The organism is Duganella sp. GW822-FHT06D06, from assembly GCF_058799615.1.
This window is the reverse complement of the sequence record NZ_JBXALQ010000006.1, coordinates 73,682-97,305: the sequence shown is the minus strand read 5'-3', so window position 1 is coordinate 97,305 and position 23,624 is coordinate 73,682. Positions and strand designations below refer to the sequence as shown.

At 67.3% G+C, this 23,624-nt stretch carries 21 protein-coding genes and 2 pseudogenes; 13 read left to right on the top strand and 10 right to left on the bottom strand.

Annotation, left to right across the window (positions count from 1 at the left end; translation table 11 throughout):
- Positions 1–29: 29 nt before the first annotated feature.
- From AC1RMD_RS13085 to AC1RMD_RS13045, 9 genes and pseudogenes are all read right to left on the bottom strand, one after another.
- Positions 30–1,253: a DUF1444 domain-containing protein gene (locus AC1RMD_RS13085; RefSeq protein ID WP_492927051.1), complete on the bottom strand. Its 1,224-nt coding sequence runs from the start codon at positions 1,251–1,253 to the stop codon at positions 30–32.
- Positions 1,250–4,909 (bottom strand): EAL domain-containing protein, encoded by a 3,660-nt coding sequence (locus AC1RMD_RS13080; RefSeq protein ID WP_492927050.1) that lies wholly within the window; start codon positions 4,907–4,909, stop codon positions 1,250–1,252. Before AC1RMD_RS13080 ends, AC1RMD_RS13085 begins: the two co-directional genes overlap by 4 nt.
- Before the next feature lie 137 nt (positions 4,910–5,046).
- A pseudogene (locus AC1RMD_RS13075) lies at positions 5,047–5,205 on the bottom strand (histidine kinase dimerization/phospho-acceptor domain-containing protein); the annotation flags it as partial.
- A 94-nt stretch (positions 5,206–5,299) separates the two neighbouring features.
- Positions 5,300–6,256, bottom strand: a complete 957-nt coding sequence (locus tag AC1RMD_RS13070; protein ID WP_492927049.1) for an esterase/lipase family protein — start codon at positions 6,254–6,256, stop codon at positions 5,300–5,302.
- A gap of 27 nt (positions 6,257–6,283) precedes the next feature.
- Positions 6,284–7,939, bottom strand: a complete 1,656-nt coding sequence (locus tag AC1RMD_RS13065; protein WP_492927048.1) for a GMC family oxidoreductase N-terminal domain-containing protein — start codon at positions 7,937–7,939, stop codon at positions 6,284–6,286.
- Positions 7,936–8,460, bottom strand: coding sequence for a twin-arginine translocation signal domain-containing protein (locus tag AC1RMD_RS13060; RefSeq protein WP_492927047.1), 525 nt, complete (start codon positions 8,458–8,460; stop codon positions 7,936–7,938). The genes AC1RMD_RS13065 and AC1RMD_RS13060 overlap by 4 nt, the downstream gene beginning before the upstream one ends.
- Positions 8,461–8,966: 506 nt before the next feature.
- Positions 8,967–9,245, bottom strand: a pseudogene (locus AC1RMD_RS13055) (M1 family aminopeptidase); the annotation flags it as partial.
- Positions 9,242–9,448, bottom strand: a complete 207-nt coding sequence (locus AC1RMD_RS13050) for a hypothetical protein (RefSeq protein WP_492927046.1) — start codon at positions 9,446–9,448, stop codon at positions 9,242–9,244. The gene AC1RMD_RS13050 and the pseudogene AC1RMD_RS13055, both read right to left, overlap by 4 nt.
- A gap of 57 nt (positions 9,449–9,505) precedes the next feature.
- Positions 9,506–10,294: an RNA methyltransferase gene (locus tag AC1RMD_RS13045; RefSeq protein ID WP_492927045.1), complete on the bottom strand. Its 789-nt coding sequence runs from the start codon at positions 10,292–10,294 to the stop codon at positions 9,506–9,508.
- Between the two features lie 133 nt (positions 10,295–10,427).
- On the opposite strand from AC1RMD_RS13045, the gene AC1RMD_RS13040 reads away from it, so the two are divergent.
- From AC1RMD_RS13040 to AC1RMD_RS13010, 7 genes are all read left to right on the top strand, one after another.
- On the top strand, positions 10,428–11,570 hold the full coding sequence (locus AC1RMD_RS13040; protein ID WP_492927044.1) for an acyltransferase family protein: 1,143 nt from the start codon (positions 10,428–10,430) through the stop codon (positions 11,568–11,570).
- Between the two features lie 295 nt (positions 11,571–11,865).
- Positions 11,866–12,663, top strand: coding sequence for an inositol monophosphatase family protein (locus tag AC1RMD_RS13035; RefSeq protein ID WP_492927337.1), 798 nt, complete (start codon positions 11,866–11,868; stop codon positions 12,661–12,663).
- 224 nt (positions 12,664–12,887) lie between these two features.
- Entirely contained in the window at positions 12,888–14,300 is a 1,413-nt protein-coding gene (locus AC1RMD_RS13030; RefSeq protein ID WP_492927043.1) for a DEAD/DEAH box helicase, read from the top strand.
- A 110-nt stretch (positions 14,301–14,410) separates the two neighbouring features.
- Positions 14,411–15,190 (top strand): 2-oxo-tetronate isomerase, encoded by a 780-nt coding sequence (gene otnI / locus AC1RMD_RS13025; protein ID WP_492927042.1) that lies wholly within the window; start codon positions 14,411–14,413, stop codon positions 15,188–15,190.
- A gap of 68 nt (positions 15,191–15,258) precedes the next feature.
- Positions 15,259–16,026 (top strand): hypothetical protein, encoded by a 768-nt coding sequence (locus AC1RMD_RS13020; protein WP_492927041.1) that lies wholly within the window; start codon positions 15,259–15,261, stop codon positions 16,024–16,026.
- 18 nt (positions 16,027–16,044) lie between these two features.
- Positions 16,045–16,470: a hypothetical protein gene (locus tag AC1RMD_RS13015; RefSeq protein WP_492927040.1), complete on the top strand. Its 426-nt coding sequence runs from the start codon at positions 16,045–16,047 to the stop codon at positions 16,468–16,470.
- A gap of 50 nt (positions 16,471–16,520) precedes the next feature.
- Positions 16,521–16,895 (top strand): TraR/DksA family transcriptional regulator, encoded by a 375-nt coding sequence (locus AC1RMD_RS13010; protein ID WP_492927039.1) that lies wholly within the window; start codon positions 16,521–16,523, stop codon positions 16,893–16,895.
- Positions 16,896–16,910: 15 nt separating this feature from the next.
- Here AC1RMD_RS13010 and AC1RMD_RS13005 read toward each other — a convergent pair whose 3' ends face one another.
- On the bottom strand, positions 16,911–17,273 hold the full coding sequence (locus tag AC1RMD_RS13005; protein ID WP_492927038.1) for a hypothetical protein: 363 nt from the start codon (positions 17,271–17,273) through the stop codon (positions 16,911–16,913).
- Between the two features lie 237 nt (positions 17,274–17,510).
- Between AC1RMD_RS13005 and AC1RMD_RS13000 the strand changes: the two genes are divergently transcribed.
- The 6 genes from AC1RMD_RS13000 to AC1RMD_RS12975 are packed head-to-tail and all read left to right on the top strand — an operon-like array spanning position 17,511 to position 23,622.
- Positions 17,511–19,163 (top strand): EAL domain-containing protein, encoded by a 1,653-nt coding sequence (locus AC1RMD_RS13000; protein ID WP_492927037.1) that lies wholly within the window; start codon positions 17,511–17,513, stop codon positions 19,161–19,163.
- Positions 19,160–19,492 (top strand): hypothetical protein, encoded by a 333-nt coding sequence (locus AC1RMD_RS12995; protein WP_492927036.1) that lies wholly within the window; start codon positions 19,160–19,162, stop codon positions 19,490–19,492. Before AC1RMD_RS13000 ends, AC1RMD_RS12995 begins: the two co-directional genes overlap by 4 nt.
- Positions 19,489–20,322, top strand: a complete 834-nt coding sequence (locus AC1RMD_RS12990) for an HDOD domain-containing protein (protein ID WP_492927035.1) — start codon at positions 19,489–19,491, stop codon at positions 20,320–20,322. Before AC1RMD_RS12995 ends, AC1RMD_RS12990 begins: the two co-directional genes overlap by 4 nt.
- Entirely contained in the window at positions 20,319–21,806 is a 1,488-nt protein-coding gene (locus tag AC1RMD_RS12985) for an ATP-binding protein (RefSeq protein WP_492927034.1), read from the top strand. The genes AC1RMD_RS12990 and AC1RMD_RS12985 overlap by 4 nt, the downstream gene beginning before the upstream one ends.
- Positions 21,803–23,128, top strand: a complete 1,326-nt coding sequence (nosR, locus tag AC1RMD_RS12980; RefSeq protein WP_492927033.1) for a response regulator c-di-GMP phosphodiesterase, NosR family — start codon at positions 21,803–21,805, stop codon at positions 23,126–23,128. The genes AC1RMD_RS12985 and nosR overlap by 4 nt, the downstream gene beginning before the upstream one ends.
- Entirely contained in the window at positions 23,128–23,622 is a 495-nt protein-coding gene (locus AC1RMD_RS12975) for a response regulator (RefSeq protein WP_492927032.1), read from the top strand. The genes nosR and AC1RMD_RS12975 overlap by 1 nt, the downstream gene beginning before the upstream one ends.
- The last annotated feature ends 2 nt before the right edge of the window (positions 23,623–23,624 follow it).

The following is a 23,624-nucleotide window of genomic DNA, read 5'->3' as shown; positions in this document are numbered from 1 at the left end:
TATGCGTTGTTCTGGCGTGACGCCGCCGTTCAGAAATCGCGCGCCGTCAGCGCGTCGAACTGGTCCTGGCTGGGGAAGTTGCGCAGGCGGTAGCGGGCCGGGTAGCCCTCGACGCTGTGCGTCAGCTCGTCGATGCTGGCGCGCAGCTCGTCCCAGGCCACCAGCTTGGGGGCGCCGGCGCCGTGTTCGCGGCCATCGTCGGGCCGCACCAGCGCCACCAGGTCCACCTCCGGCAGCAGCGTGTCGACGCCCTCGGTCCAGACCCCGTAGCTGATCAGGCGTCCGCCATCTTTCTTCTGCACCAGCTGGCAGGTGGCGACGAAGATGTCGACCTCGTTCTGGGCGTTGGCTTTGTCCAGCAGCTGCTTTTGCGAGGCGTAGTCGTCGGCCAGGTAGATTTTTTTCAGTTGCGCCAGCTCGGCCCGCACCTCGGCGTCCGCCGGCAGGTATTCCACCGCCCGGCCCTGCTCGAAGCGGTACATCAGCGCCGAAATGCTGCGCCCCTCGTCGCCGGCATAGCCGCGCGACAGCGCCAGCATGGCCAGCTGCGCCGCGCTGTCGTTGGACGAGGCCACCAGCAGCCGGCTGCGGGTCGGGATCATGACCACCGGGTCGCCGCCCACCTCGAGCCGGAAAAACAGGTCGGCCAGCAGGATGCGCGAGGTTTCATAGGAATCGTCCCAGGCCGCCAGCAGCACGCCGGGCGCCACCGGCACGAAGTTCGCCACCGTCATGTCGCGCAGGTTGTCGAGCGCGGCCGACAGCGCCTGCTCGAAGGACACGCCCCAATCCGCCAGCGCGGTGTGCGACAGCGTCTGGATCGAATGCGGGTTGTCGTAGGCCAGCAGCAGCACGCTGTCCGCGCTGAACGGCGCCGCGCCCCGCTTGAACGCTTGCGGCTCGCGCTGGTCGGCGCACATCAGCCGCATGTATTCGAGCATGGAGCGCCCGCGCAGCACCGGGCGCAGGCCGGCGCGCGCCGCGGCAAAGGTGGCCGGCAAGGTCGGCGCCTGCATGCTGAGGATGTAGTGGGCCAGCACTGCGGGCCGCTGTTTGCGGCTGGCCTCGCAGTAATCGCGGTAGGCGTTGTGCAGGTTGTAGATCCCGGCGCCGCCGCCGACCAGCTGGAATTCGCCGGCGTCATAGCTGAGCGGTCCGGCGTGGCCGCTGTCGGCGAAGGCCTGCAGGGCCAGTCGGGCAAATTTCTCTTGGGTTGGCGTGGACCTGAAAAAATCGAGCAGGCCCAAACTCACTCCCTGATGTCCGCGGTGACCGGCTGCACCGGCAGCGCCGGCGCGTGGCCGCCGTGCACCTGAGCATGCAGGCGGAAGCCTTCGCGGATGTTCTCGCGCAGCACCGCGCCCTTCCACGGCTTGGTGTAGAAGCGGTCGATGGCGCCGTGGTTGATCGCGGCCATGATCGGCGTCAGGTCGGCGTAGGCCGACAGCATGATGCGGAAGGTGTCCGGCGCCAGGTTCTTGACGCGCTCCATGAACTCGGTGCCGCTCATCAAAGGCATGCACTGGTCGCACAGGATCACCTGCACCCGGTTCTGCGCCAGGATGTCGAAACCTTCGGCCGCGGTCTGCGCGGTCAGGATGCGGTAGCCGTCCTGCGACAGGAAATCGGTCAGCACGTCGAGCATGAAGGCGTCGTCGTCGACGATCAGCAGGGTCTGCTGTTCGACCACGTTGTCATCGGCCGGCGCCTGCAGGAAGCGGCCCTCGCGCAACATCATCTCGAAGTCGTCCTCCGGCAGCGGACGGCTGAAGTAATAGCCCTGCATCTCGTCGCAGCCGTGGCGGCGCAGGTAGGCCAGTTGCGCATCCTTTTCCACGCCCTCGGCGATCACCTCCAGCTTCATGCTGTGCGCCATGTTGATGATGGCCAGCACGATGGCGGCGTCGTCCGGGTTGCTGGTCACTTCGCGCACGAAGGCGATGTCGATCTTCAGCTTGTCGATCGGGAAGCGCTTCAGGTAGGCCAGCGAGGAATAGCCGGTGCCGAAATCGTCGATCGAGATCTGGATGCCCAGCGCCTTCAGGTTCTGCAACACGGTGATGGTTTCTTCCGCGTTGGACATCAGCGAGCTTTCGGTCAGCTCCAGCTCCAGCAGTTCGGGCGCGATGTCGTGCTCCTTGATCGCCTTCAGCACCTCCTCCTCCAGGCCGCCGACGAAGAACTGGATGCCCGAGACGTTGACCGACAGGTGCACCGCGCCCACGCCCGACTTGCCCCACAGCGCGATCTTGCGGCAAGCCTCGTGCAGCACCCAGGTGCCGACCCGAACGATCAGGCCGGTCTCTTCCAGGATGGGGATGAACAGCGCCGGCGACACCATGCCGTGGCCCGGCCGTTTCCAGCGGATCAGCGCCTCGGCGCCGCTGATGCGGCCGGTGCCGATGTGGACCTTGGGCTGGAAGTGCAGCACGAATTCCTCGTTGTCGATGGCGCGCCGCAGCGCGTTCTCCAGGTCCAGCCGCGCCAGCGATTGCGCGTTCATCTCCGAGGTGAAGAAGCGGAACGCGTCGCGCCCGGCTTCCTTGGCGCGGTACATGGCGGTGTCGGCGTACTGGATCAGCGTGTCGGGATCGGCGCCGTCGTCCGGGTAGACCGAGATGCCGATGCTGGCCGTGACCGTCACTTCATGGCCCTTGAGGTCGAACGGCCGCCGCATCGATTCGCGGATCTTGTCGACCACGGCGATGGCGTTCTGCGCGCCCTCGGGCAGCATCAGGATGGCGGCGAACTCGTCGCCGCCGAAGCGGCCGATGGTGTCGCGCACCCGCAGGCAGTCGACCAGCCGGCTGGAGAACTGCCGCAGCAGCTCGTCGCCGATGGTGTGGCCCAAGGTGTCGTTGACGTTCTTGAAGCGGTCGACGTCGAGGAACAGCACCGCCAGCGACCATTTGTGATCGTTGGCCTGGCGCAGCGAGTGGCTCAGCGAATCGTAGAACTGGCTGCGGTTGGGCAGGCCGGTCAGCGTATCGAAGTGGGCCAGCTTGAGCAGGCGCTGCTCGGCCTCCTTGCGCTCGGTGATGTCGCGCGCCACCGCCACCAGGATCCAGCTGGGACCGGAACGCAGGGTGCGCCGCTGCACTTCCACCGACAGCGGCGAGCCGTCCTTGCGGTACAGCAGCAACTCGGTCATGGCGCCGCTCTGGTCGCCGGCCAGCAGCTTGTCGTACAGCTCCTCCAGGCGGTTCAGCTCGCCCTCGACGGACTTGTTGGGGCCGACCTTGAGGAAGTCCTCGCGCTCGTAGCCCAGCATGCGGCAGGCGGTGACGTTGACGTCGACAAAGCACATGCCGGCGCGGTCGACCAGGAAGATGGCGTCGGCGGTGGCGTCCATCGCCAGCCGGAAGCGGCGCAGGTCTTCGTCGAGGCGGATGCGGGCGTTCATGTCCAAGGTCAGCTGGGCGTGGTGGCGCTTGATCTCGTCGTACAGCAGCAGGTTTTCGTAGGCCACCGAAATCTGCGCGGCCACCGTGGCGGCCACGCGCTCGTCGACCTCGGAAAAGCCGTCGGCGCCCAGCTTGTCGACCAGGTACAGCCAGCCGTGGATGCGCTCGCGCGAGGCGATCGGCACGCCGAGGAAGGAATGCACCGGCGGATGGCTGGCCGGCAGGCCGATGCCGGCCGGGTCGCCGCTCAGGTCGTTGATGCGGCAGGCCTGGCGCTGTTCCAGCAGGCCGCGCAGCACGCCGGCGCGCGGCGCCAAGGCGATCTGCCGGGCCGGCACGCCGGCGCCGCAGCTGGCGAAGTAGGACAGCTCGGCCGCGCCCGGCTCCAGCACGCCGATGCAGGCGTACTTGGAGACGCAGATATTCTGCGCCACCCGGCAGCCGATCTCCACCAGCGCGCCGGGATCGCGTTCGGCGCCCAGTTCGATGCCCAGCTCGATCAGCGCGGTCAGCCGCAGGCTCACCGCCTGCAGGCTGGACAGTGAACTGGTCAAGCGCTGCGTCATGCGCGTCAGGTTTTCCGGCGCCGCCTCGTCGGTCTCGTGGGCGAACTTGGACAGCAGCTGGCTGCTCGATTCCAGCTCGCCCAGGTATTCGGCCACCTTGTCGTCGATGTTGTGGAAGCGTCCTTCCTGCGGCGGCTCCGGCGCGAACGACGGCAGTTGCTCGTCCTCGGCCACTTCGGCCAGGCCCAGCGCCTCGTGCACGGTGCGCAGGATCACCTCCGGATCGGACGGCTTGGGCAGCACCCAACGCACGCCGCAGGACTGCGCCACCGCCATCGCCTCGCGCTCGCGGTAGGTGGCGGTGTAGAAGATCACCGGCACGTCGGCCGTCTGCGGATCGCTGTGCAGGCGGGTGACGAACTCGTAGCCGTCCATGTTCGGCATCAGGATGTCGGAGATCACCAGGTCGGGCTTCTCGGCCCGCACCATGGTCAGGCCCTCGGCGCCGTTGGCCGCCTCCAGCAGCCGGTGGCCGCCGTAGCCCAGCAGCGTCATCAGGAATTCGCGGTTCAGTACGTGGTCGTCGACGATCAGGATGGTGGCGATGTCGTTTTTAGGCGGGGTCGACACTGCCCCGGTCAAGAAAGACTCGATTTGCTTGACGAAGCTGTCCGGCTCGACCGGCTTGCCGATGTAGCCGTCGAAGCCGGCCTCCAGCAGTTTCTCGCGGTCGCCGGCCATCGCCAGCGCCGTCACCGCCAGCGTCGGAATGTGTTTGAGCGCGGGATCGGCCTTGAGCGCGGCCACCACGCCGTAGCCGTCCAGCTTGGGCAGGTGGACGTCGCAGATGATCAGGTCCGGCACTTCCCGCCGCGCCGCGGCGACGCCGGCTTCGCCATCGCTGGCCGACAAGGGCTGGTAGCCGAAGGCGCGCAACAGATACACCATCAACTCCATGTTGGTGGCATTGTCTTCTATGATCAGGATACGTGCCGACACGTTGAGCTCCCCTTATTCATCGTTCCAGCGGTAGCGCCGGGGTGAAGATGCGCCCGACGCCAGATTCACTTTCAAGCAAGATCTCGCCGCGCGGCAGCGCCGCCGGACGCTGGCTCAGGGCGGGCCCAGTCCCGTGGGGCCAGCTCCGGCAAGTCGTTGATCAAGGATAGCAGATGTCGGGCGCTGCCTTGCACGGTCCGCAGTTGTTTTTCCTGGTCATCATTTATTGGCCCATGCAACGTCATCTACATAGTACCTGCAAAACCGATGATCGCGTTCAACGGCGTGCGCAACTCGACGCCGCCGCGGTGCGCCACACGGCCGTGGCGCAAACGGGGCGGCATCAACAATAAACATACAGTAAGTAGCAACGCGAATATTCACACAAAATCACAATCCGCCGACGGCTGCGATTTCTTCCAGGGCACAACGCAGAATAAGCGGGTGGCGCCCCAGCGCCACATGGCCTACGGCGCCGAAAACCAGGTTGCGGGCCCCCGGCAACGCGCCGGAATCCTGCGGCGCGACGATGTTGTCATGGACAGAATAGATAGAGCTGAACAGGCTCCGTTGCAAATTAGCCTCAGACGCCGCCAGCGCCGCCAGCCAATCGCTGCGGTAGCGCATTTGCGCGGCGTTGCCGCCCGGTCCGAGGTGGGCCAGCGCGGTGCCATGGTGCGGCGTACCCAGCGTGATCACGCGCGCCACCGCGGCCGCGCCGTAGCGGCGCAACCAGGCGCGCGCCACCAGTCCGCCCATGCTGTGGCCGACGATGATGACTTGCTTGCTGCCAGTGGCCGCGCACAGCCGTTCGATGGCGGCCTGCACCTGCGGCGCGTAGGCGTCGATCGAGGCGCCCGGCGGTTCCAGGTCGATGCCGTAATGGCTGATGCCGGCCCGCGCCAGTTGCGCGCTCAGCGGCCGCCAGTAGCCGCTGTTGCAGGCGTAGCCGTGGATCAGCAACACCGGCAGGCCGCGCGCATTGGGCTGCAATTGCATGCCGAGCGGGCGCAGCATGTAGTAGCTCGTGGCCAGCATCGAGGCGCCGAATTCATGCAGGAACAGGCCGGCGGCGCTGGCCGGATTGAGCGCATGCGCGGCCGGCGTCGGATCGCCCTTGCCGGCGCGCGAACTGAGCAGGAAGTTGTTGAGCGACAGCGCCATCCGCACCAGCAGCACCGCCGCCAGGCCGACGGCGAGGCAGGCCAGCGCCGTCAGCGGCGCGTGCAGCGATGGCTGGAGCGAAGCGGGCCAGGCCGGCCGCCACAGCTGGTGCAAAACGGCCGCCAGCGCCAGCGCGGCGCCGGCTTGCACTGCCAACAACAGGATAATCCAGCGTTTGATCATGCCGCCATCATACCCCCGCCGCCAGGATCAGGCGCGCTGCGGCCGGGCCGCCGGCTTGCCGGTCAGCCGCTGCGCCAGGCCGCTGGCCAGCCGCGCCACCACGCCGAAGATCGACAGCTGCGGATTGGCGCCGATCGAGGTCGGGAACAGCGAGCCGTCGTACACCGACAGGTTGGCCAGGCCGTGATAGCGGCCGTCGGCGCCGCACACGCCCTGGCGTTCATCGTCCGACATGGTGCAGCCGCCCATCACGTGGGCCGACACCACCCGCGTCGCCAGCAGCTTGAGCGGCAGCGCGGCGATGCCGGCCTTGGCCTGGGCCCAGCTGGTGTAGCGCGGCGCCGACTCGTGCACCGGCGACACGTCCTGGGCGCCGGCGGCGAACTGGATCTCGGCCATCGTCAGGAAGGCGCGGCGCGCGCCGTCCCACACGAAGTCGCTGATCGGATAATCGAGCACCGGCGCGCCGCGGCTGTCGAGCGCCACGCTGCCGCCGGGCGCGTCGGCGTGGAAGCCGTCGCGCAGCAGCGCCAGGATCGCCTGCTTGTGCGGGAACTGCGCCATGTCGCCGGCGTGCTGGGCGCCGAAGCCGGCGGTGGTGGTCGCCAGCAGCAGCGGATGCAGCGGCGGCACTTCCAGCTTGTAGCCGATCGGCCCGTCGATCGGCTGGTCGTGCAGGAAGTGGTCGGAGTACACCGTCTGCGGCGCGCCGGCGTAGCCGTCCACCCGCTGCCCGAAGGTGCCGGCCGAGATCACCACCGGATGCAGGAAGGTGCGCTTGCCCAGCAGGCCGTGCGGATCGGGCGCGCCCGAGCGCAGCAGCAGCGCCGGCGAATTGATGGCGCCGCCGGCGACGATGTAGTGTCTGGCGCGCAGCGTGATGCGGCGTCCGGTCGCCAGCTGGCCGGCGTCGTCCAGCGCCACGCAATCGAGCTGGGCCACCTGGTCGCCCTTGATGACGAAGCGCTCGGCGCGCGCGCGCGTCAGCAGGGTCGCGCCCCGGGTCAGCGCGCCCGGGATGGTGGTGACCAGCATCGACTGCTTGGCGTTGGTCGGGCAACCCATGCCGCAATAGCCCAGGTTCCAGCAACCGTTGACGTTGCGCCGTATCAGCCCGGTCGGGATGCCGAGCTTGGCGGCGCCGCGGCGCAGCAGGTCGTTGTTTTCGTTGGGCGCGGCGGCCCAGTCGCTGATGTTGAGGCGCTGCTCCATCATGCCGAACCACGGCGCCAGTTGTTCCGGCGTGTAGTCCTTCAAGCCGAACTGTCTGGTCCAATACGCCAGCGTGATGTCGGGCGTGCGGAAGCTGCTGGTCCAGTTGACGGTGGTGGTGCCGCCGACGGTGCGGCCCTGCAGGATGTTGATGCCCTTGTCGCGCGTCTTGCGCGCCGCCGATTCCTGGTACAGCTGCGGATAGGCTTCGGCCTCCTTCATGTTGAAGTCGGACGAGGAGCGCAGCGCGCCCTCCTCGACGATCAGCACGCGCAGGCCGGACAGCGCCAGGATCTCGGCGCTGACGCCGCCGCCGGCGCCGCTGCCGACGATGATCACGTCGGCCTCCAGCGTCAGGTCGGCGTCCAGCCGCGCGCAGTCGGTGACGCGCCAGCCGGCGGCCAGCCCGGCCCGGATCGGGTCGGCTATCGGGCCCATGGCGGCGGCGATAGGGATATTGGTGTTGCTCATTTCTGCAGCTCCTTCAGCGGACCGGGATAGCCGATCGCGGCCCACGACGACGGCTCCGCATACCACGGGCCGAGGATCAAATCATGCAAGGCCAGGTAGGCCGTTTGCAGCGCGTCGAGGCGATGCTGGCGCCAGCTTTCCAGGAAGGCGGCGACCTCCTGCGGCGCGGCCTGCTCCCAACTGCCGGAGACGCCGGCCAGCCAGCGCCGCGCGGGCGCCAGCGCCAGCAGGCCGAACAGGTCCTGCACTTCTTTTTGCGTACCCAGCGGCAGGCCGTGGATGGCGGCCAAGGTGCGCGCCATGGCGCCGTCCAGCGCCGCCGCGCGCGCGCCGGCTTCAGCCGGCAATACCGGGCCCAGCATGACCGGCACGATGGCGGCCAGCACCGCCTTGGCGTCGCCGTCCAGCGTGAAGGGATGGGGCAGCGCCGGCGGGTTCGCCAGGCGATAGATGGCGCCGCCGACTGCGAGGGTAATCGCAGCGGCCGCGCCGATCTTGAGGAAAGATCTGCGGGTGCTCATGTCTCCGTCCGTCTCGTTTTTTTAATCCAGCTAGTGTACGTGAACGGCCGCAGAACCTTGCTCGCAAAAAATAGAGGGCGACGTCTATTCCGCGCGCGCCATCTTGCCGCCCAGGCAGGCGTCGGTGGCCTTGACCAACCTGGCCTTCCCGGCCAGCTTGAAGCGCGCCACTTCCATGCCGCGCCCCCGGCTTGGGCGGCAGGTCGGCCGGCACCCGCGTCTTGATCCAGGCGTCCGCCTGGCCGAGCGGCGCCGCGCGCCAGGGCGTTTCCGGGCTGTATTGCGCCAGGATCATCGGACCGAAAGGCTGGTGCGGCGCCAGCAGGCGCTCGCTGTTGCCGGTGAAGATAGACCAGGCCAGTTGCGGATGGTGCTCGGCCAGCCCGTCCACCAGGTCGACGCGCACCAGGTCGGCCTGCTTGGGAATCTCGTCTGCAGGTGATGGCCGGATCGAAGGCGCTGATGGCCTCCAGCTCGCCGCTCACATGTTGCAGGATGGCGTGGGAGGTGGCGCGCGCATCGGCGCGCAGCGCGCCTTCCTTGCGTTCGTCCTGGCGTTCCCACCAGCGCCAGCCTGGATTGCGCAGGTCGGTCTGCTTGGCCGCCATCCACGAAGCGAAGCTTTCGTTGCGCCACAGCTCGCCCCACCAGCCCATTGTGACCAGGTCGCCGAACCATTGGTGCGCCGGGGTCGTCGCGCTGAGCTTGAACACGGCGCGGAAGGCCGGCTCGTCCCGGCAGGGAAACATGCGGCGCGCGTCGGTCGCTTCGAACTGGGTGGTCAACCTCGCGTCCTTGACGCCGGCCGGCGCGACGTACTGCTGCAGGAACAGGCCGCGCGGCGCTTGCTCGCTCTTGCCGGCGCCTGCACCGGCTTGCCATCCAACAGGACTTTGCCCGGTGCCTGGTTCAGCGCGTTGAACTGGATGGTGGCGCTGGCGGACTCAAAGCCCGGCAAGATGCTGTCGCCGGCCACCACCAGCTTCATTGCGCGCTCACCCGGCCCAACGCTTAGTCTCAGCTAGCCATCCGGGCGCTCGATGCTTCAATCCTTGCGCTTGCCCACCATGTGGCGGGCGATGCCGCGCAGGATGTTGACTTCCTCGGTCTCCAGCTGGGCGCGGGCGAACATGCGCTTGAGGCGCGGCATCAGCTTGCGCGGATTGCCGGCGTCTAGAAAACCGATCTCCACCAGCGACTGCTCCAGGTGCTGGTACATGCCCTCGATCTGCGCGGCGCTGGCGGCCTCGCCCTGGAAGCCGATCTCGTTGGCGTCGCCGCCGGGTTGGCGCGTGTTCATCGACGGCGGCGCGCCGTCCAGCACCGCCATCCGGCATTCGTAGGCCAGCACCTGCGCCGCCTGCGACAGGTTCAGCGACGAGTAGTCCGGGTTGGCTGGAATATTAATCAACACATGACACTTCTCGACGATCTCGTTCGGCAGGCCGAAGCGTTCGTTGCCGAAGATCAGGGCCGCGTGCAACTCCGGCTGGGCCGCCATCTGCCCCGCCACCTCGCGCGGGGTCAGCACCGGCGGCGAATACTCGCGCAGCCGGGCCGAGACGGCGGCGGCGAAGTTGACGCCGTCCAACGCCTCGGCCATGCTGCCGACCACCCGCGCGCCGGCCAGGATGTCGCCGGCGCCGCTGGCGAAGGCCACCGCCTCCGGGTCTTGCAGCGCGTGCTCGAAACGGGGCGTCACCAGCACCAGGTCGCTGAAACCCATGGTTTTCATGGCCCGCGCCACGGCGCCGATATTGCCGGCGCGGCTGGTCTCGACCAGGATGAATCGCAGCTGTTTGAACAGATGGGGATTGATGGGGGACAGGTTCATGAGGGGATAACACCAGGTTGCACGCAGGGACAGCGGCGAATTTTAACGCAGCCGGCGGCCCGCCGGGCGTCTTATCTTTCTAGAAAGATAATCTCCTATATAATGCGCGGCCTTACATTAATGCAACATCGTCATGGCTCATGAAAACAAACTCGACTGGCTGCAGTCGCTGCGGGGCATAGCCGTCATGCTGGTCGTATTCACCCACGCCAGGAATTTCCTGTTCGGCACCGACCAGTATCCGCTGGCGGAAACGCTGTTCCGTCCGGGCGCGATGGGGGTCGATTTATTCTTCATCATCAGCGGCTTCATCATGGTGTACACCACCTCGCGCTCGGACGGGAGCCTGGCTTATTCGATCAACTTCGCCATCAAGCGCTTCGCCCGCATCTGGCCGCCCTACGCGGTGGTCACCCTGATGTTCGTGGCGGTCGCCTACAGCTTCAACTATTTCAGCTCGCCGGGCAACTGGATCATACTCGCGAAAAGCCTGGCCATGATCCCGGCCGATCCATCCAAGCCCTTGTATTTCGACCTGGCGCTGCCGCTGGGATGGACGCTTGAGTTCGAAATGTACTTCTATCTGGTGTTCGCCATCTGCCTGCTGTTCAAGCGCCTGCGCTGGGCCGTCCTGACCGGATGGCTGCTGCTGACGGTGGTGGCGCTGCCGTTTGCGCAGCGCGGGTTGGCGCTGGACGCGATGGACCATCTGCAATATCGCCTGGGCTACCTGAACCTGATGACCAACCCCATGGTGCTGGAGTTCCTGGCCGGCGTCCTGATCGCCCTGATCTACCAGAACAAACTGGTGCGCATCAAAAATGCCGCCGTCTGCTGGCATTTGATCGCGCTGGCCGTCGCATTCCCGCTCTGGTTCGCCTACGCCGGCGTCAGCGATTTCCACGGCCCGCTGAAATGGGGCTGGCCATTGGCGCTCATGTTCCTGCTGCTCGCGATCTGCAGCAAGACCGTGAACATCGTCCCGCCGCGGCTGCTGGTCTGGCTGGGCACCATCTCGTTCTCGCTGTACCTGACCCACACCACCACCCAGCACCTCGTCACCCGCTGCCTGATCAGCCTGGACCTGGAGCGCGTCACCCATTCCTGGGGCCATGTGTTCCTCACCACGGTGTCGGCGCTGTCGATCGCCGCCCTCTCCCACCATTATCTGGAGCAAGGGCTGTCCGACGCCACGCGCGACTGGCTGCTGGGGCTGTACAACCGAGCGCGGCCGGCGCGCGCCGGCGGCGGCGCCCTGCCGGGCAAGCCGGTTTGACGCCGGGCGGCGGCTTGCGACCGGAATAAATCGCGGCTGTTTAAAAAGATTGGTGTTGATTTCAGGCAGGTTCATTTAAAATAGCGCTATTGCGCGGTATCGATACACAAATTCCCCGGGATTTCACCCTGTCGCCGCCGCTCCGCTCTTTAATTCACTCTTGTACCCTTTCGTGCTGCCAGGCAGGCTGAGAGTGCATGACCAAACCTACCGCGCAGCCCGCTACGGTTTTGTCAGGCACTCAGCCCCCGGTGGGCGTTAGCGTTCTTTTAACGGAAAAGCTTACATGCACCCAATGCTCAACACGGCGATCAAAGCCGCCCGCCGCGCCGCCGCCGTCATCAACCGCGCGTCGTTCGACCTCGACCGCGTTATCGTCACCGAGAAAAACCACAAGGACTTCGTCACCGACGTCGACCAGGCGGCCGAACAGGCCATCGTCGAGGTGCTGTCCAAAGCTTATCCCGACCACGCCTTCCTGTGCGAAGAGTCGGGCCCGTCCAAGAACGCCAACGACGAGACTGAATACACCTGGATCATCGACCCGCTCGATGGCACCACCAACTTCATGCACGGCTTCCCGCAATACTCGATCTCGATCGCGCTGTCGCAGCGCGGCGTGATCACCCAGGCCGTCATCTACGACCCGGTGCGCAACGACCTGTTCACCGCCACCAAGGGCGCCGGCGCCTACCTGAACGACAAACGCATCCGCGTCACCAAGCTGGACCGCATCGCCAACGCGCTGCTGTCGACCGGCTACGTGGCCGGCAACGCCAAGGCGCTGGACGAATACCTGAAGATGTACGGCATCATGGCCGAACGCTGCCACGGCGTGCGCCGCCCGGGCAGCGCCGCGCTGGACCTGGCCTACGTGGCCGCCGGCCGCCTGGACGGTTTCTATGAAAAAGGCCTGAAGCCTTGGGATATCGCCGCCGGCGCCTTGATGGTGACCGAATCGGGCGGCATCGTCGGCGAGTTCAGCGGCGAATCCGATTATCTGTACAAGGGCGACATCATCGCCGCCAGCCCGAAAATCTTCAGCCAGATGGTCGGCCTGCTGTCGCCGTTCGGCGAGCAACCGAAGGCATAATTAACCTTTTGTTACAAAAAAAATCCCCTGTGCGCATAAGGCGGCCAAGGCCGTCTTATGCGCACAGGGGTCTTTTCATTTCCTAATTGAAACAAATGCTCGGCTTAGCTGTTATACTCGGGCCTGCGGCATTCTGACCAGTCCTTTAGCCGCAGTGTCATTCACTCTGATTGCCTGCGACTGGCGCCTTGAACGCGACAGGCCTATCTTAACAAAAAGTCATCATGTCATTCTCTACCCTCGGTTTGTCCGACGCTATCGTCCGCGCTGTTACCGAAGCCGGCTACACCTCGCCCACCCCTATCCAGCAACAGGCGATCCCTGCTGTCCTGAATGGCGGCGACTTGCTGGCAGGCGCACAAACCGGCACCGGCAAAACCGCCGGCTTCACCCTGCCTATCCTGCACCGCCTGTCGACCGACGCCAAGGGCGCGGCGATCACCAGCAACACCACCGCCCGCCCGATCCGCGCGCTGATCCTGACCCCGACCCGCGAACTCGCGGCCCAGGTCGAGGAAAGCGTGCGCATCTACGGCAAGTACACCAAGCTGAACTCCACCGTGATCTTCGGCGGCGTCGGCATCAACCCGCAGATCAAGCAGCTCAAGCACGGCGTCGACATCCTGGTCGCCACCCCCGGCCGCCTGCTGGACCACATGGAACAGCGCACCGTCAACCTGTCGCACGTGGAAATCCTGATCCTGGACGAAGCCGACCGCATGCTGGACATGGGCTTCATCCGCGACATCAAGAAAGTGCTGGCCGCGCTGCCGCCCAAGCGCCAGAACCTGCTGTTCTCGGCCACCTTCTCGGACGAGATCAAGGCGCTGGCCGACGGCCTGCTGAACAAGCCGGCCATGATCGAAGTGGCGCGCCGCAATTCGGCGGTCGAAGTGATCGCCCAGATGATCCACCCGGTCGACCGCGACAAGAAGCATCCGATGCTGTCGCACCTGATCAAATCGAACAACTGGTCGCAGGTGCTGGTGTTCACCCGCACCAAGCACGGCGCCAACAAGCTGGTTGAACAGCTGGGCGGCGACGGCATCGGCGCGATGGCGATCCACGGCAACAAGAGCCAGTCGGCGCGCACCAAGGCGCTGTCCGAGTTCAAGGACAACAAGCTGCAAGTGCTGGTCGCCACCGACATCGCCGCGCGCGGGATCGACATCGACCAGCTGCCGCACGTGGTCAACTACGACCTGCCGAACATTCCTGAAGACTATGTGCACCGCATCGGCCGTACCGGCCGCGCCGGCGCCACCGGCGAAGCGGTATCGCTGGTCTGCGTGGACGAGCACGACATGCTGAAGGATATCGAAAAGCTGATCAAGCAAACCCTGCCGCGTGAAGTGATCCCTGGCTTCGAGCCGGACCTGAACGCGCGTCCACAGCCAGTGCAACTGCGCAGCGGCGGCCCAGGCCATCGCAACGGCGGCGGCGGTGGCGGCGGCCGCAACGGCGGCGGCGGACGCGGCAAACCTGCGGCAGCCGGCGCCAAGCCTGCTGGCGGCGGTGGCGGCAACGGCGGCGGCAAGCCACGCGCGCCCGGCGCGCCGGCCGGCGGCGGTCCACGCACCGGCACCAGCGCACCGCGCTCGGCAGCCCAGCACCGCTCCGGCGGCCGCGGCCGATAAGCAGCTCCAAAATTCCACCAGCCTGAACGCGCTCAAGATCGCGTTCAGCGCAGGTGGTTTTGTTATTTGCGGGTACGATAGCGGCTGCCAGCTATTTCTCGGATCCTGCCATGCCCAAATTCGCCGCCAACCTGTCCATGCTGTTCAACGAAGCGCCCTTCCTGGAACGCTTCGCGCTGGCCCGCGAGGCCGGCTTCGACGGCGTCGAATTCCTGTTCCCCTACGCCTACGAGGCCGAGCAGCTGGCCGAGCGCCTGCGCCGCCACCAGCTGCAACTGGTGCTGTTCAACCTGCCCTGCGGCGACTGGAACGCGGGCGACCGCGGCATGGCCTGCGATCCGCGCCGCCGGGACGAGTTCCGCGCCGGCGTGCAAAGCGCGCTGGAATACGCGACCGAACTGGGCGCGCCCCGCCTGCACTGCATGGCCGGCAAGCTGCCGGCCGGCGTGGCGCCGGAGCGCGCCCACGCCACCTACGTCGACAACCTGCGCTATGCCGCCGCCGCGCTGGCGCCGCACGGCATCGAGCTGCTGATCGAACCGATCAACCACTACGACATGCCGGACTACTTCCTCCACCACAGCCAGCAGGCGCTGGACATCATCGCCGAAACCGGCAGCACGAACCTGTTCCTGCAATACGACATCTATCACATGCAGCGCATGGAGGGCGAACTGAGCAACACGATCCGCGCCCACCTGCCGATGATCAAGCACATGCAGATCGCCGACACCCCGGGCCGCCACGAGCCGGGCACCGGCGAGATCAACTACCGCCACCTGTTCCGCCACATCGACGCCATCGGCTACCACGGCTGGCTGGGCTGCGAATACATCCCGGCCGGCGACACCATGGCCGGCCTCGGCTGGCGCCAGGCGCTGGCCACCTGATCTGCGCATTCGCAACACGGAGATCTGCGGCCGGGGCAAAAATACCTACACACCTCGTGGAGCGCCCCATGAAACTCACCCGTGCATTGCTGATCCTCGGATTATTGGCCCTGCTGGGCGGTTGCGCCAGCAGCACGCCCCGGATGGCGGAGGTACGCGCCTTCGCCGCCCAGTCGCCCAAGCTGGGCGCCTACCATGAATTGACCGAGCGCTACCGCCACACCTACCAGCGCGAACAACCGTTCCTGAACCCCGCCGCCGACGCCCGCGAGCGCCAGCTCGACAGCCAGCGCCAGGCCGCCTGCGACGATTTCGTCAAGCTGCAAGCCGGCGTGCAAGCCTATATGCGTGCCCTGGGCCAGCTGGCCGGCGACCACCAGTACGACCTCGAGGACCAGGTCAAGGCCATGAGCGGCGGCATCAAGGCCTGGCCCGACAACGGCCTCGACGACCGCCACGTCAACGCCTACGCCGGCCTGACCCGCCTGCTGGCGCGCGCCCTCACCCGGCCGGCGCAGGAAGCCGCGGTGCAGGAACTGATGCGCGACGGCCACCAGCCCATGCAGGAACTGCTGGGCGCCATGCGCACCCTGCTGCGCCTGTACGGCAAGACCGGCGACAACGAGGAGAGCATCGTGCTCGGCATGCTGGAGACCGAAATCCCCTACCTCGACAGCCGCCGCGACCGCCTGCTGCTGGCGCTGGCCAAGGCCCAGCAGCAGCAGCGGCGGGCCGAGTACCGCCTGTTCGGCCTGCGCAACACGCTGGCGCAAAACAGCCTGGCCGCCATCGAGCAGAGCCACCGCGCGCTGCTCAGCCAGATCCCGCAAAAATAAACCCGGCAAGGAGTCATCATGACCGATCAGCACGATATCGAAGCGCTGGGCGACAGCCTGTCCGCCAGCGCCGACGCATTGCACGCGCAACTGATGCGCGCCCTGCGCAAGCGGGCCCCGGGCGGCGCGCCCGCCATGACGCAGGGCACGGCGCAAGCGCTGTTCGAGAACGAAGTGCAGCTGCGCCAGCGCGCCAACAGCCTGTACCTGGACAGCGCCAAGCTGGCCGCCGCCGGCCTGGGCGGCGCCCAGCAGCAGCTGCTGGCGCAGACCCGCCGCGCCCAGGACGCCGTCGCCCGCATCGACCAGGTCAAGGACCTGGTCGACCTGAGCGCCGAGCTGCTGTCGCTGGGCGCGGCGATCGCCGGCGGCAAGCCGGAACGGCTGGTCTCGCCGCTGGAAAAGCTCAAGCACCACCTGGACGCGCTGGCCGCGCCGCCCTGAATCGAACAAAATCGCGCCGCGCGGGTCCAATGCCGTAAGGAGTACGCGGCATGAATGGACTCGACGACAATCAATGGGCGGCCTTGCAGACGCGGCTGGAGCGCGCGCGCGCCGGCCTGCTGAGCCAACTGGCGGACGATCTCGACCGCAGCGCCGACGTGCGCGCGCCGCCGCCGCACGAGGCCGAAGCGTCGCCGGCCGACAACGCCAGCCAGCGCACCCTCAACGCGCTGGTGCACGAGGCGGCCGAGCACACCGCGCGCCAGCTGCACATCGTGCGCCACGCGCTGGCCAAATTCGACGACCACAGTTATGGATTGTGCGAGAGTTGTGGCGAGCTGATCGGCTACTCGCGCCTGGACGCGCGGCCGGAAGCGCGGCTGTGCATCAGCTGCCAGACGCGCCAGGAACAACGCCGCCGCTGAACGCCATCGCCCGCTTCAACCGGCCTCCAGCCAGGGCTGGCTGCGGATCCTGGCCACCTGCCGCTGCGCCAGCAGGCGCCACAGTTGCAGCGCGTCGGCCTGCGCCAGCGCCGTCATCACGCGCGGGCCGGCCAGCGCGATTTCGCAATCGCGGTCCGACCATTCGGCAAAGCGCACCCCGCCGCCGGCGGACACCTCGACTTCGTACATCAAGCCGTCGTCGTAGCCGAAACGCAGCACGGCGCTGCCGGGGCCGCCGTCCGGGCCGGCGCTCTTGCCGCTGTAGACATCCGCCAGCACCGCCGCCATCTGCGCTTCGGACGGCGCCGCCACATCGCGGCCGTCTGGACGAGTGAGCACTACCCATGCCTGTGCCATTGCCGCATCCCCCTATCAAAACGCGTTAGTCCGACGGGTGCCAGGTTTTTTTATTGTAGCGACTATCATACCCAAAATTGCCGCCAGCGCTGGCTTAGTCCCCAATAAGCAACACCCGCGGGCAAATCGGCGCGCGGCAAAAAAAGACGGCGCGCGCACACGCAACAAAACGGGTGTGGCCTTATAATCGAATCGGGTTTTCAATTTGTAGAAACTATCAATTCGCTAGGCGCACCCATGCATGCAGCCACGCCAACGCACGCTGTCCCACCCGCGATGGTCGCACCGGACCAGCCGTTTCTCATCGCGCTGGAACAGGCGCTGGCGCAGGACGAGCTGTGCCTGCTGTACCAGCCGCTGGTGGACTTGCAGAGCGGCGCCGTGGTCAGCCTGGAGGCGCTGGTGCGCTGGCAACATCCGCAACGCGGCCTGCTGTCGGCCCAGGCCTTCCTGCCGCAGGCCGAGGCGGCCGGCATGACCGCCGCCATCGGCCACTGGGTGCTGCGGCGCGCCTGCGGCGACCTGCAAGCCTGGCGGCGCGGCGGCCAGAACCACTTGCGGGTGGCGATCAATGTCGCGCCCAGCCAGTTCCGCGACCCCGGCTTCGGCGCCGCCGTCGCCGCCATGCTGGACGACTACGCCATCACCCCCGCCGCGCTGACCTTGGAAATCACCGAAACCGCGCTCAACGAAGCGGGCGCCGCCTGCGACGACGTGCTGGCCGGCTTCAAGACGCGCGGCCTGAACCTGACCCTGGACGACTTCGGCAGCGGCCACGGCTCGCTCAGCAGCCTGAAACGCTATCCCTTCGACGCCATCAAGATCGACGCCGATTTCATCCGCAACGTGGTGGCCGACAGCCACGACGCCGCCATGGCCAAGAGCATCATCGCCATGGGCCACAACCTGGGCATGAAGGTGGTGGCCGAGGGCGTGGAGACGGAGGCCCAGTGCGACTTCCTGCGTCGCAATATGTGCGACCAGATCCAGGGCTATTTCTTCGCGCCGCCGCTGGCCTCGAGCGAGCTGCACCTGCTGCTGGCCAGCGGCCGCGCGCTGCCGGAGCACCTGCTGCGCATGCACCGGCCGCCGCGCCGCCTGCTGCTGGTGGACGACGAGCCCAACATCCTGGCCGCGCTCAAGCGCCTGCTGCGCGGCGACCAGTACCAGATCTACACCGCCAACGACGGCCCGCAGGGCCTGGCCGTGCTGGCCGAGCATCCGGTCGACGTCATCGTCTCCGACCAGCGCATGCCCGGCATGCTGGGCGCCGACTTCCTGCGCAAGGCCAGGGCGCTGGTGCCGGACACCATACGCATCATGTTGTCCGGCTACACCGAGCTGCAATCGGTGACCGACGCCGTCAACGAAGGGGCGATCTACAAGTTCCTGACCAAGCCGTGGGAGGACGAGCAGCTGCGCGGCCACATCGCCGACGCCTTCCGGGTCAAGGAAATCGCCGACGACAACCAGCGCCTGCACCTGGAAGTGCGCAGCGCCAACCTGGAGCTGGCGGCCGCCAACCGCCGCATGGAACAGCTGCTGCAGGAAAAGCAGCGCCAGATCAGCCGCGACGAAATCAGCCTGAGCGTCGCGCGCGAGTTGCTGCAACACCTGCCGCTGGCGGTGATCGGCATGGACGACGCCGGCATGATCGCCTTCATCAACGGCGCCGCCGCCGGCCTGTTCCGCCACAGCGGCGCGCTGCTCGGCAACGAGGCCTGCCACGTGCTGCCCGAGCTGTTCCCGGCCGACGCCGGCCAGCCCCACCACCACCACCTGGCCGACATCGACGGCCAGCGCTATGCCGTGATGAGCTACCCGATGGGCGAGCACTCGGCTTCGCGCGGCAGCCTGATCACCCTTAGCATCGTGGAGAGCAACCGATGACCGTTACCGCCCACCGCATTGAAATCGGCCTGGAGCAGGCCGTCGAAGGCATGACCCTGGCCGCCGCCCTGCTGGACGCCCACGGCGGCGTGCTGCTGCCGCAGGACGCCACGCTGACCACCGCCACGCTGGCCTCGCTGCGCCGGCGCGGCATCGAGCGCTGCGTGGTCTGGGCCGAGGCCGACGCCCCCGATCCGGCCGCGCTGGCGCGCGCCCGCGCGCTGCAGCTGGAACGGCTGGCGCACTTGTTCCGCCACAGCGTCGACAGCGACGGCGGCGCCGTGCTGCTGCAACGCCTGCGCGCCTACCGCGAAGGACCGGCCGCATGACCGCCGACGACATCATCAAGGCGGTGCGCGACCTGCCGTCGCTGCCGGCGGTGGTCAACGAACTGCTGGCCAGCATGGACCAGGACGACATCGACACCCACGCGCTGGCCGCCAAGATCACGCTCGACCAGGCGCTCACCGCCAAGACACTGCGCCTGGCCAACTCCTCGTTCTACGGCATGCCGTCCAAGGTCACCTCGATCCAGCAGGCGATCTCGGTGCTGGGCTTCCACGCCATCCGCACGCTGGTGACGGCCTGCTCGGTGACCGACAGCTTCAAGCCGGCGCCCGGCAACCAGTTCGACTTCCCGGCCTTCTGGCGCCACTCGATCGCCAGCGCGGTGTGCGCGCGCGTGCTGGCGCCGCACGTGCGGGTCAACCCGGACACCGCCTTCACCGCCGGCCTGCTGCACGACCTCGGCACGCTGGTGCTGGCCACCCGCTTCCCCGACGACTACCGCCGCGTGCACGACTACCGCCGCCAGCACGACTGCAGCGCCGCGCCGGCCCAGCTGGCCGTGTTCGGCATCGACCACGCCAGCGTCGGCAGCGCGCTGGCCAAGCACTGGAAGTTCCCGCCGCCCATCCAGGCCGCCGTGGCCGACCACCACCGCGCCGGCGAAGGCGGACCGGCCACGCTGTCGAGCGTGATCTACGTGGCCAACATCCTGGCCCACGCGCTCGACCTGTCGGGCCAGCAGGACGACCAGGTGCCGCCGCTGTCGCTGGCCGCGTGGCAGGCGCTGGGCCTGAGCGACGCCGCCTGGGCCGGCGTGTTCGCCGAGACCGAACAGCTGTTCGAAACCATGTGCAAGATGCTGACCACATGAACGCCGCCGCCCCCGCCCCCCCAAGCGCCGCGGCCGTGGCGCCGCCGGACGCCGACCTGCCGGCGCACGCCGCGATCGCGCTGTCCGAATTCTTCGACGGCCATCCGGTGGCCACCTTCGCGATCGACACCCGGCACGTGATCACGCACTGGAACCGCGCCTGCGAGCACCTGCTGGGCTGGAGCAAGCTGGCCATGATAGGCACCAGCAACCACTGGCAAGCCTTCTATCCCAAGCAGCGCCCGGTGCTGGCCGACCTGATCGTGGCCGGCGACGACCAGTTGCTGGAACAGCACTACCCCGGCAAGTACCGCGCCTCGGCGCTGATCCCCGGCGCCTACGAGGCCGAGGACTTCTTCCCCAACATCGGCGCCAGCGGCCACTGGCTGCACTTCACGGCGGCGCCGCTGCGCGACCACCAGGGCCGCATCGTCGGCGCGATCGAGACGCTGCGCGACGTCACCGAGCGGCGCGTGGCCGAGAACGCGCTGCGGCGCGCCCACGACAACCTGGAACACGTGGTCGAGAAGCGCACCGCCCAGCTGGCCGACATGAACGAGCAGCTGCAGGAAGACATCCGCCAGCGCCACCTGGCCGAGGCCGAACTGCGCCGCAGCAACCTCGAGTTGACCGAGTTGAACAGCCAACTGTCGCGCGCCCAGCAGCAGCTGGTGCAGGCCGACAAGCTGGCCTCGATCGGCCAGCTGGCGGCCGGCGTGGCGCATGAGATCAACAACCCGATCGGCTACATCTTCTCCAACTTCACCACCTTGCAAACCTACCTGGACCAACTGTTCGAGATGCTCGACGCCTACCAGCAGGCCGAGGCCGACATCGGCGCCCCGGCCGCCGCGGCCGCGCTGCGCGCGCGGCGCGAACAGATCGACCTGGCCTTCCTGCGCGAGGACATTCCGGCGCTGATGGCCGAATCGCGCGAAGGCATCGTGCGGGTGCGCCACATCGTCCAGGACCTGAAGGACTTTTCGCGGGTCGACGCCAACCAGGACTGGGTCTGGTCCAATCTGCACCGCGGCATCGACTCCACCCTCAACATCGTCGGCAACGAGGTCAAGTACAAGGCCGACGTGATCAAGGAGTACGGCGACATTCCCGACATCCAGTGCCTGCCGCTGCAGATCAACCAGGTGGTGATGAACCTGGTGGTCAACGCCGCCCACGCCATCGGCGAGCAGCGCGGCCGCATCACCGTGCGCACCGGCACCGACGGCGACAACTGCGTGTGGATCGACGTCGCCGACAACGGCAGCGGCATTGCGCCGGACACGCTGTCGCGCATCTTCGACCCCTTCTTCACCACCAAGGCGGTCGGCAAGGGCACCGGGCTGGGGCTGTCGCTGGCCTACGGCATCGTGCAGAAGCACGGCGGCCGGATCGACGTCGAAACCGAACTCGGCAAAGGCACCCGCTTCCGCGTACGCTTGCCGATCCACCAGCCCGAGGCGGCCGGCGAGGGGCAGCCATGAGCAGCGCGCTGTCCGCCGCGGCGGTGCCGGCCGCCATCGCCACCGTGCTGTGCGTGGACGACGAACCCAACATCCTGTCCTCGCTGCGGCGCCTGTTCCGCCCGGCCGGCTACCGCGTGCTGCTGGCCGAGAGCGGCGCGCTGGGCCTGGAGGTGCTGGAGAAGGAGCAGGTCGACCTGGTGATCTCCGACATGCGCATGCCGGAAATGAATGGCGCCCAGTTCCTGGCCCAGGTGCGGGCGCGCTGGCCCGACACCATGCGCTTGCTGCTGACCGGCTATTCCGACATCCAGTCGATCCAGGACGCCATCAACTGCGGCGAGATCTACCGCTACATCACCAAGCCGTGGGAAGACGGCGACATCCTGCTGGTGGTGCGCCACGCGCTGGAGCGACGCCTGCTGGAACAGGACAAGCAGCGGCTGGAAGCGCTGACGCTGCGCCAGAACGAGGAGCTGAAGACGCTCAACCAGAGCCTCGAAGCCAAGGTCGAGGCGCGCACCCGCCAGCTCAAGGCCGAGCACGAGGCGACCACCGCCGCCAACGGCAAGCTCAAGCGCAACTTCGTCACCACCATCAAGATTTTTTCCAGCATGATCGAACTGCGCGCGCACAACCAGCCCGGCCACGCGCGCCTGGTGGCCGAGCTGGCGCGCCAGCTGGCCGAGCGGCTGGCGCTGGACGCGCGCGCGACCCAGGAAATCTTCATCGCCGCGCTGCTGCACGACATCGGCAAGATCGGCTTTTCCGACGAGCTGCTGCAAACCCCGCTGACCCAGCTGAAAGGCGAGGCGCTGGGCCTGTTCCGCAAGCATCCGCAGCGCGCCGCCGAGCTGTTGATGCCGCTGGAAGACTTGCGCGGCAGCGCCACCATCCTGCGCGGCCAGCTGGAACGCTTCGACGGCAACGGTTTCCCGGACGGCCTGGCCGGCCTGGCGATCCCGCTGGGCGCGCGCATCCTGGCGCTGGCGGCCGACTACTACAACCTGCAACAGGGAGCGATGGTGCAGCGCCACCTGCGGCCGGATGAGGCCAAGTCGCTGATCCTCGACGCCAGCGGCAAGCGCTACGATCCCAACGTGGTGACGGCCTTCCGCCAGATCATCGACGGCGACGTCGACGTCGGCGCCGGGGTCGAGGTGCTGTCCGGCGAGCTGCTGCCCGGCATGGTGCTGGCGCGCGACCTGGTCAGCCGCGACGGCCTGATGCTGCTGTCGGTCGACCACGTGCTGGACGCCCGCATGATCCAGCAGGTGCAGGACTTCGAGACCAAGAGCGGCGGCCGGCTGTCGATCTGGATCCGCAACCCCAAGGGGGACTGATGAGCAAGATCCTGCTGGTCGACGACGAGATCAACGTGCTCCACGCCTTGCAGCGCGCCTTGACGCAAATGTTTCGCGCCGCACCGCCGCAGATCGAGACCTGCCTCGATCCCTACGACGCGCTCAAGCGCATCTGCTACAACGACTACGACCTGATCATCTGCGACTACAACATGCCGCAGATGACCGGCGGCGAGTTGCTGCAGGCGCTGCGGGACGTGGCGCCCAACACGGTGCGCATCATGCTCAGCGCCTCGACCGAGTACACCACCGTGCTGAGCGCCATCAACCAGGCGCAGGCGTTCCGCTTCATGAGCAAGCCATGGGACGCCGCCGAGCTGGAGCAGAACGTGCGGCAGGCGCTGGAACAGCGCGCGGCGCTGGTGGCGCCACCGCCGCTGACGCCGCAGCAGCTGGAGGCGCAACGGCTGGAGGCGGAGGAGCCGGGCCTGCTGGACGTCAAGCGCGACGACGACGGCGCCGTCATCCTGTAGCG

Bases quoted from the DNA above. Each gene is read 5' to 3' on its own strand.
- nosR (WP_492927033.1), top strand. From the start codon at position 21,803: ATGAGCAGCGCGCTGTCCGCCGCGGCGGTGCCGGCCGCCATCGCCACC.
- AC1RMD_RS13035 (WP_492927337.1), top strand. From the start codon at position 11,866: ATGCTCAACACGGCGATCAAAGCCGCCCGCCGCGCCGCCGCCGTCATC.
- AC1RMD_RS12995 (WP_492927036.1), top strand. From the start codon at position 19,160: ATGACCGTTACCGCCCACCGCATTGAAATCGGCCTGGAGCAGGCCGTC.
- AC1RMD_RS13050 (WP_492927046.1), bottom strand. From the start codon at position 9,448: ATGAAGCTGGTGGTGGCCGGCGACAGCATCTTGCCGGGCTTTGAGTCC.
- AC1RMD_RS13040 (WP_492927044.1), top strand. From the start codon at position 10,428: ATGGCTCATGAAAACAAACTCGACTGGCTGCAGTCGCTGCGGGGCATA.
- AC1RMD_RS12985 (WP_492927034.1), top strand. From the start codon at position 20,319: ATGAACGCCGCCGCCCCCGCCCCCCCAAGCGCCGCGGCCGTGGCGCCG.
- AC1RMD_RS13015 (WP_492927040.1), top strand. From the start codon at position 16,045: ATGACCGATCAGCACGATATCGAAGCGCTGGGCGACAGCCTGTCCGCC.
- AC1RMD_RS12975 (WP_492927032.1), top strand. From the start codon at position 23,128: ATGAGCAAGATCCTGCTGGTCGACGACGAGATCAACGTGCTCCACGCC.
- otnI (WP_492927042.1), top strand. From the start codon at position 14,411: ATGCCCAAATTCGCCGCCAACCTGTCCATGCTGTTCAACGAAGCGCCC.
- AC1RMD_RS13005 (WP_492927038.1), bottom strand. From the start codon at position 17,273: ATGGCACAGGCATGGGTAGTGCTCACTCGTCCAGACGGCCGCGATGTG.
- AC1RMD_RS13000 (WP_492927037.1), top strand. From the start codon at position 17,511: ATGCATGCAGCCACGCCAACGCACGCTGTCCCACCCGCGATGGTCGCA.
- AC1RMD_RS12990 (WP_492927035.1), top strand. From the start codon at position 19,489: ATGACCGCCGACGACATCATCAAGGCGGTGCGCGACCTGCCGTCGCTG.
- AC1RMD_RS13045 (WP_492927045.1), bottom strand. From the start codon at position 10,294: ATGAACCTGTCCCCCATCAATCCCCATCTGTTCAAACAGCTGCGATTC.
- AC1RMD_RS13030 (WP_492927043.1), top strand. From the start codon at position 12,888: ATGTCATTCTCTACCCTCGGTTTGTCCGACGCTATCGTCCGCGCTGTT.
- AC1RMD_RS13020 (WP_492927041.1), top strand. From the start codon at position 15,259: ATGAAACTCACCCGTGCATTGCTGATCCTCGGATTATTGGCCCTGCTG.
- AC1RMD_RS13065 (WP_492927048.1), bottom strand. From the start codon at position 7,939: ATGAGCAACACCAATATCCCTATCGCCGCCGCCATGGGCCCGATAGCC.
- AC1RMD_RS13060 (WP_492927047.1), bottom strand. From the start codon at position 8,460: ATGAGCACCCGCAGATCTTTCCTCAAGATCGGCGCGGCCGCTGCGATT.
- AC1RMD_RS13010 (WP_492927039.1), top strand. From the start codon at position 16,521: ATGAATGGACTCGACGACAATCAATGGGCGGCCTTGCAGACGCGGCTG.
- AC1RMD_RS13070 (WP_492927049.1), bottom strand. From the start codon at position 6,256: ATGATCAAACGCTGGATTATCCTGTTGTTGGCAGTGCAAGCCGGCGCC.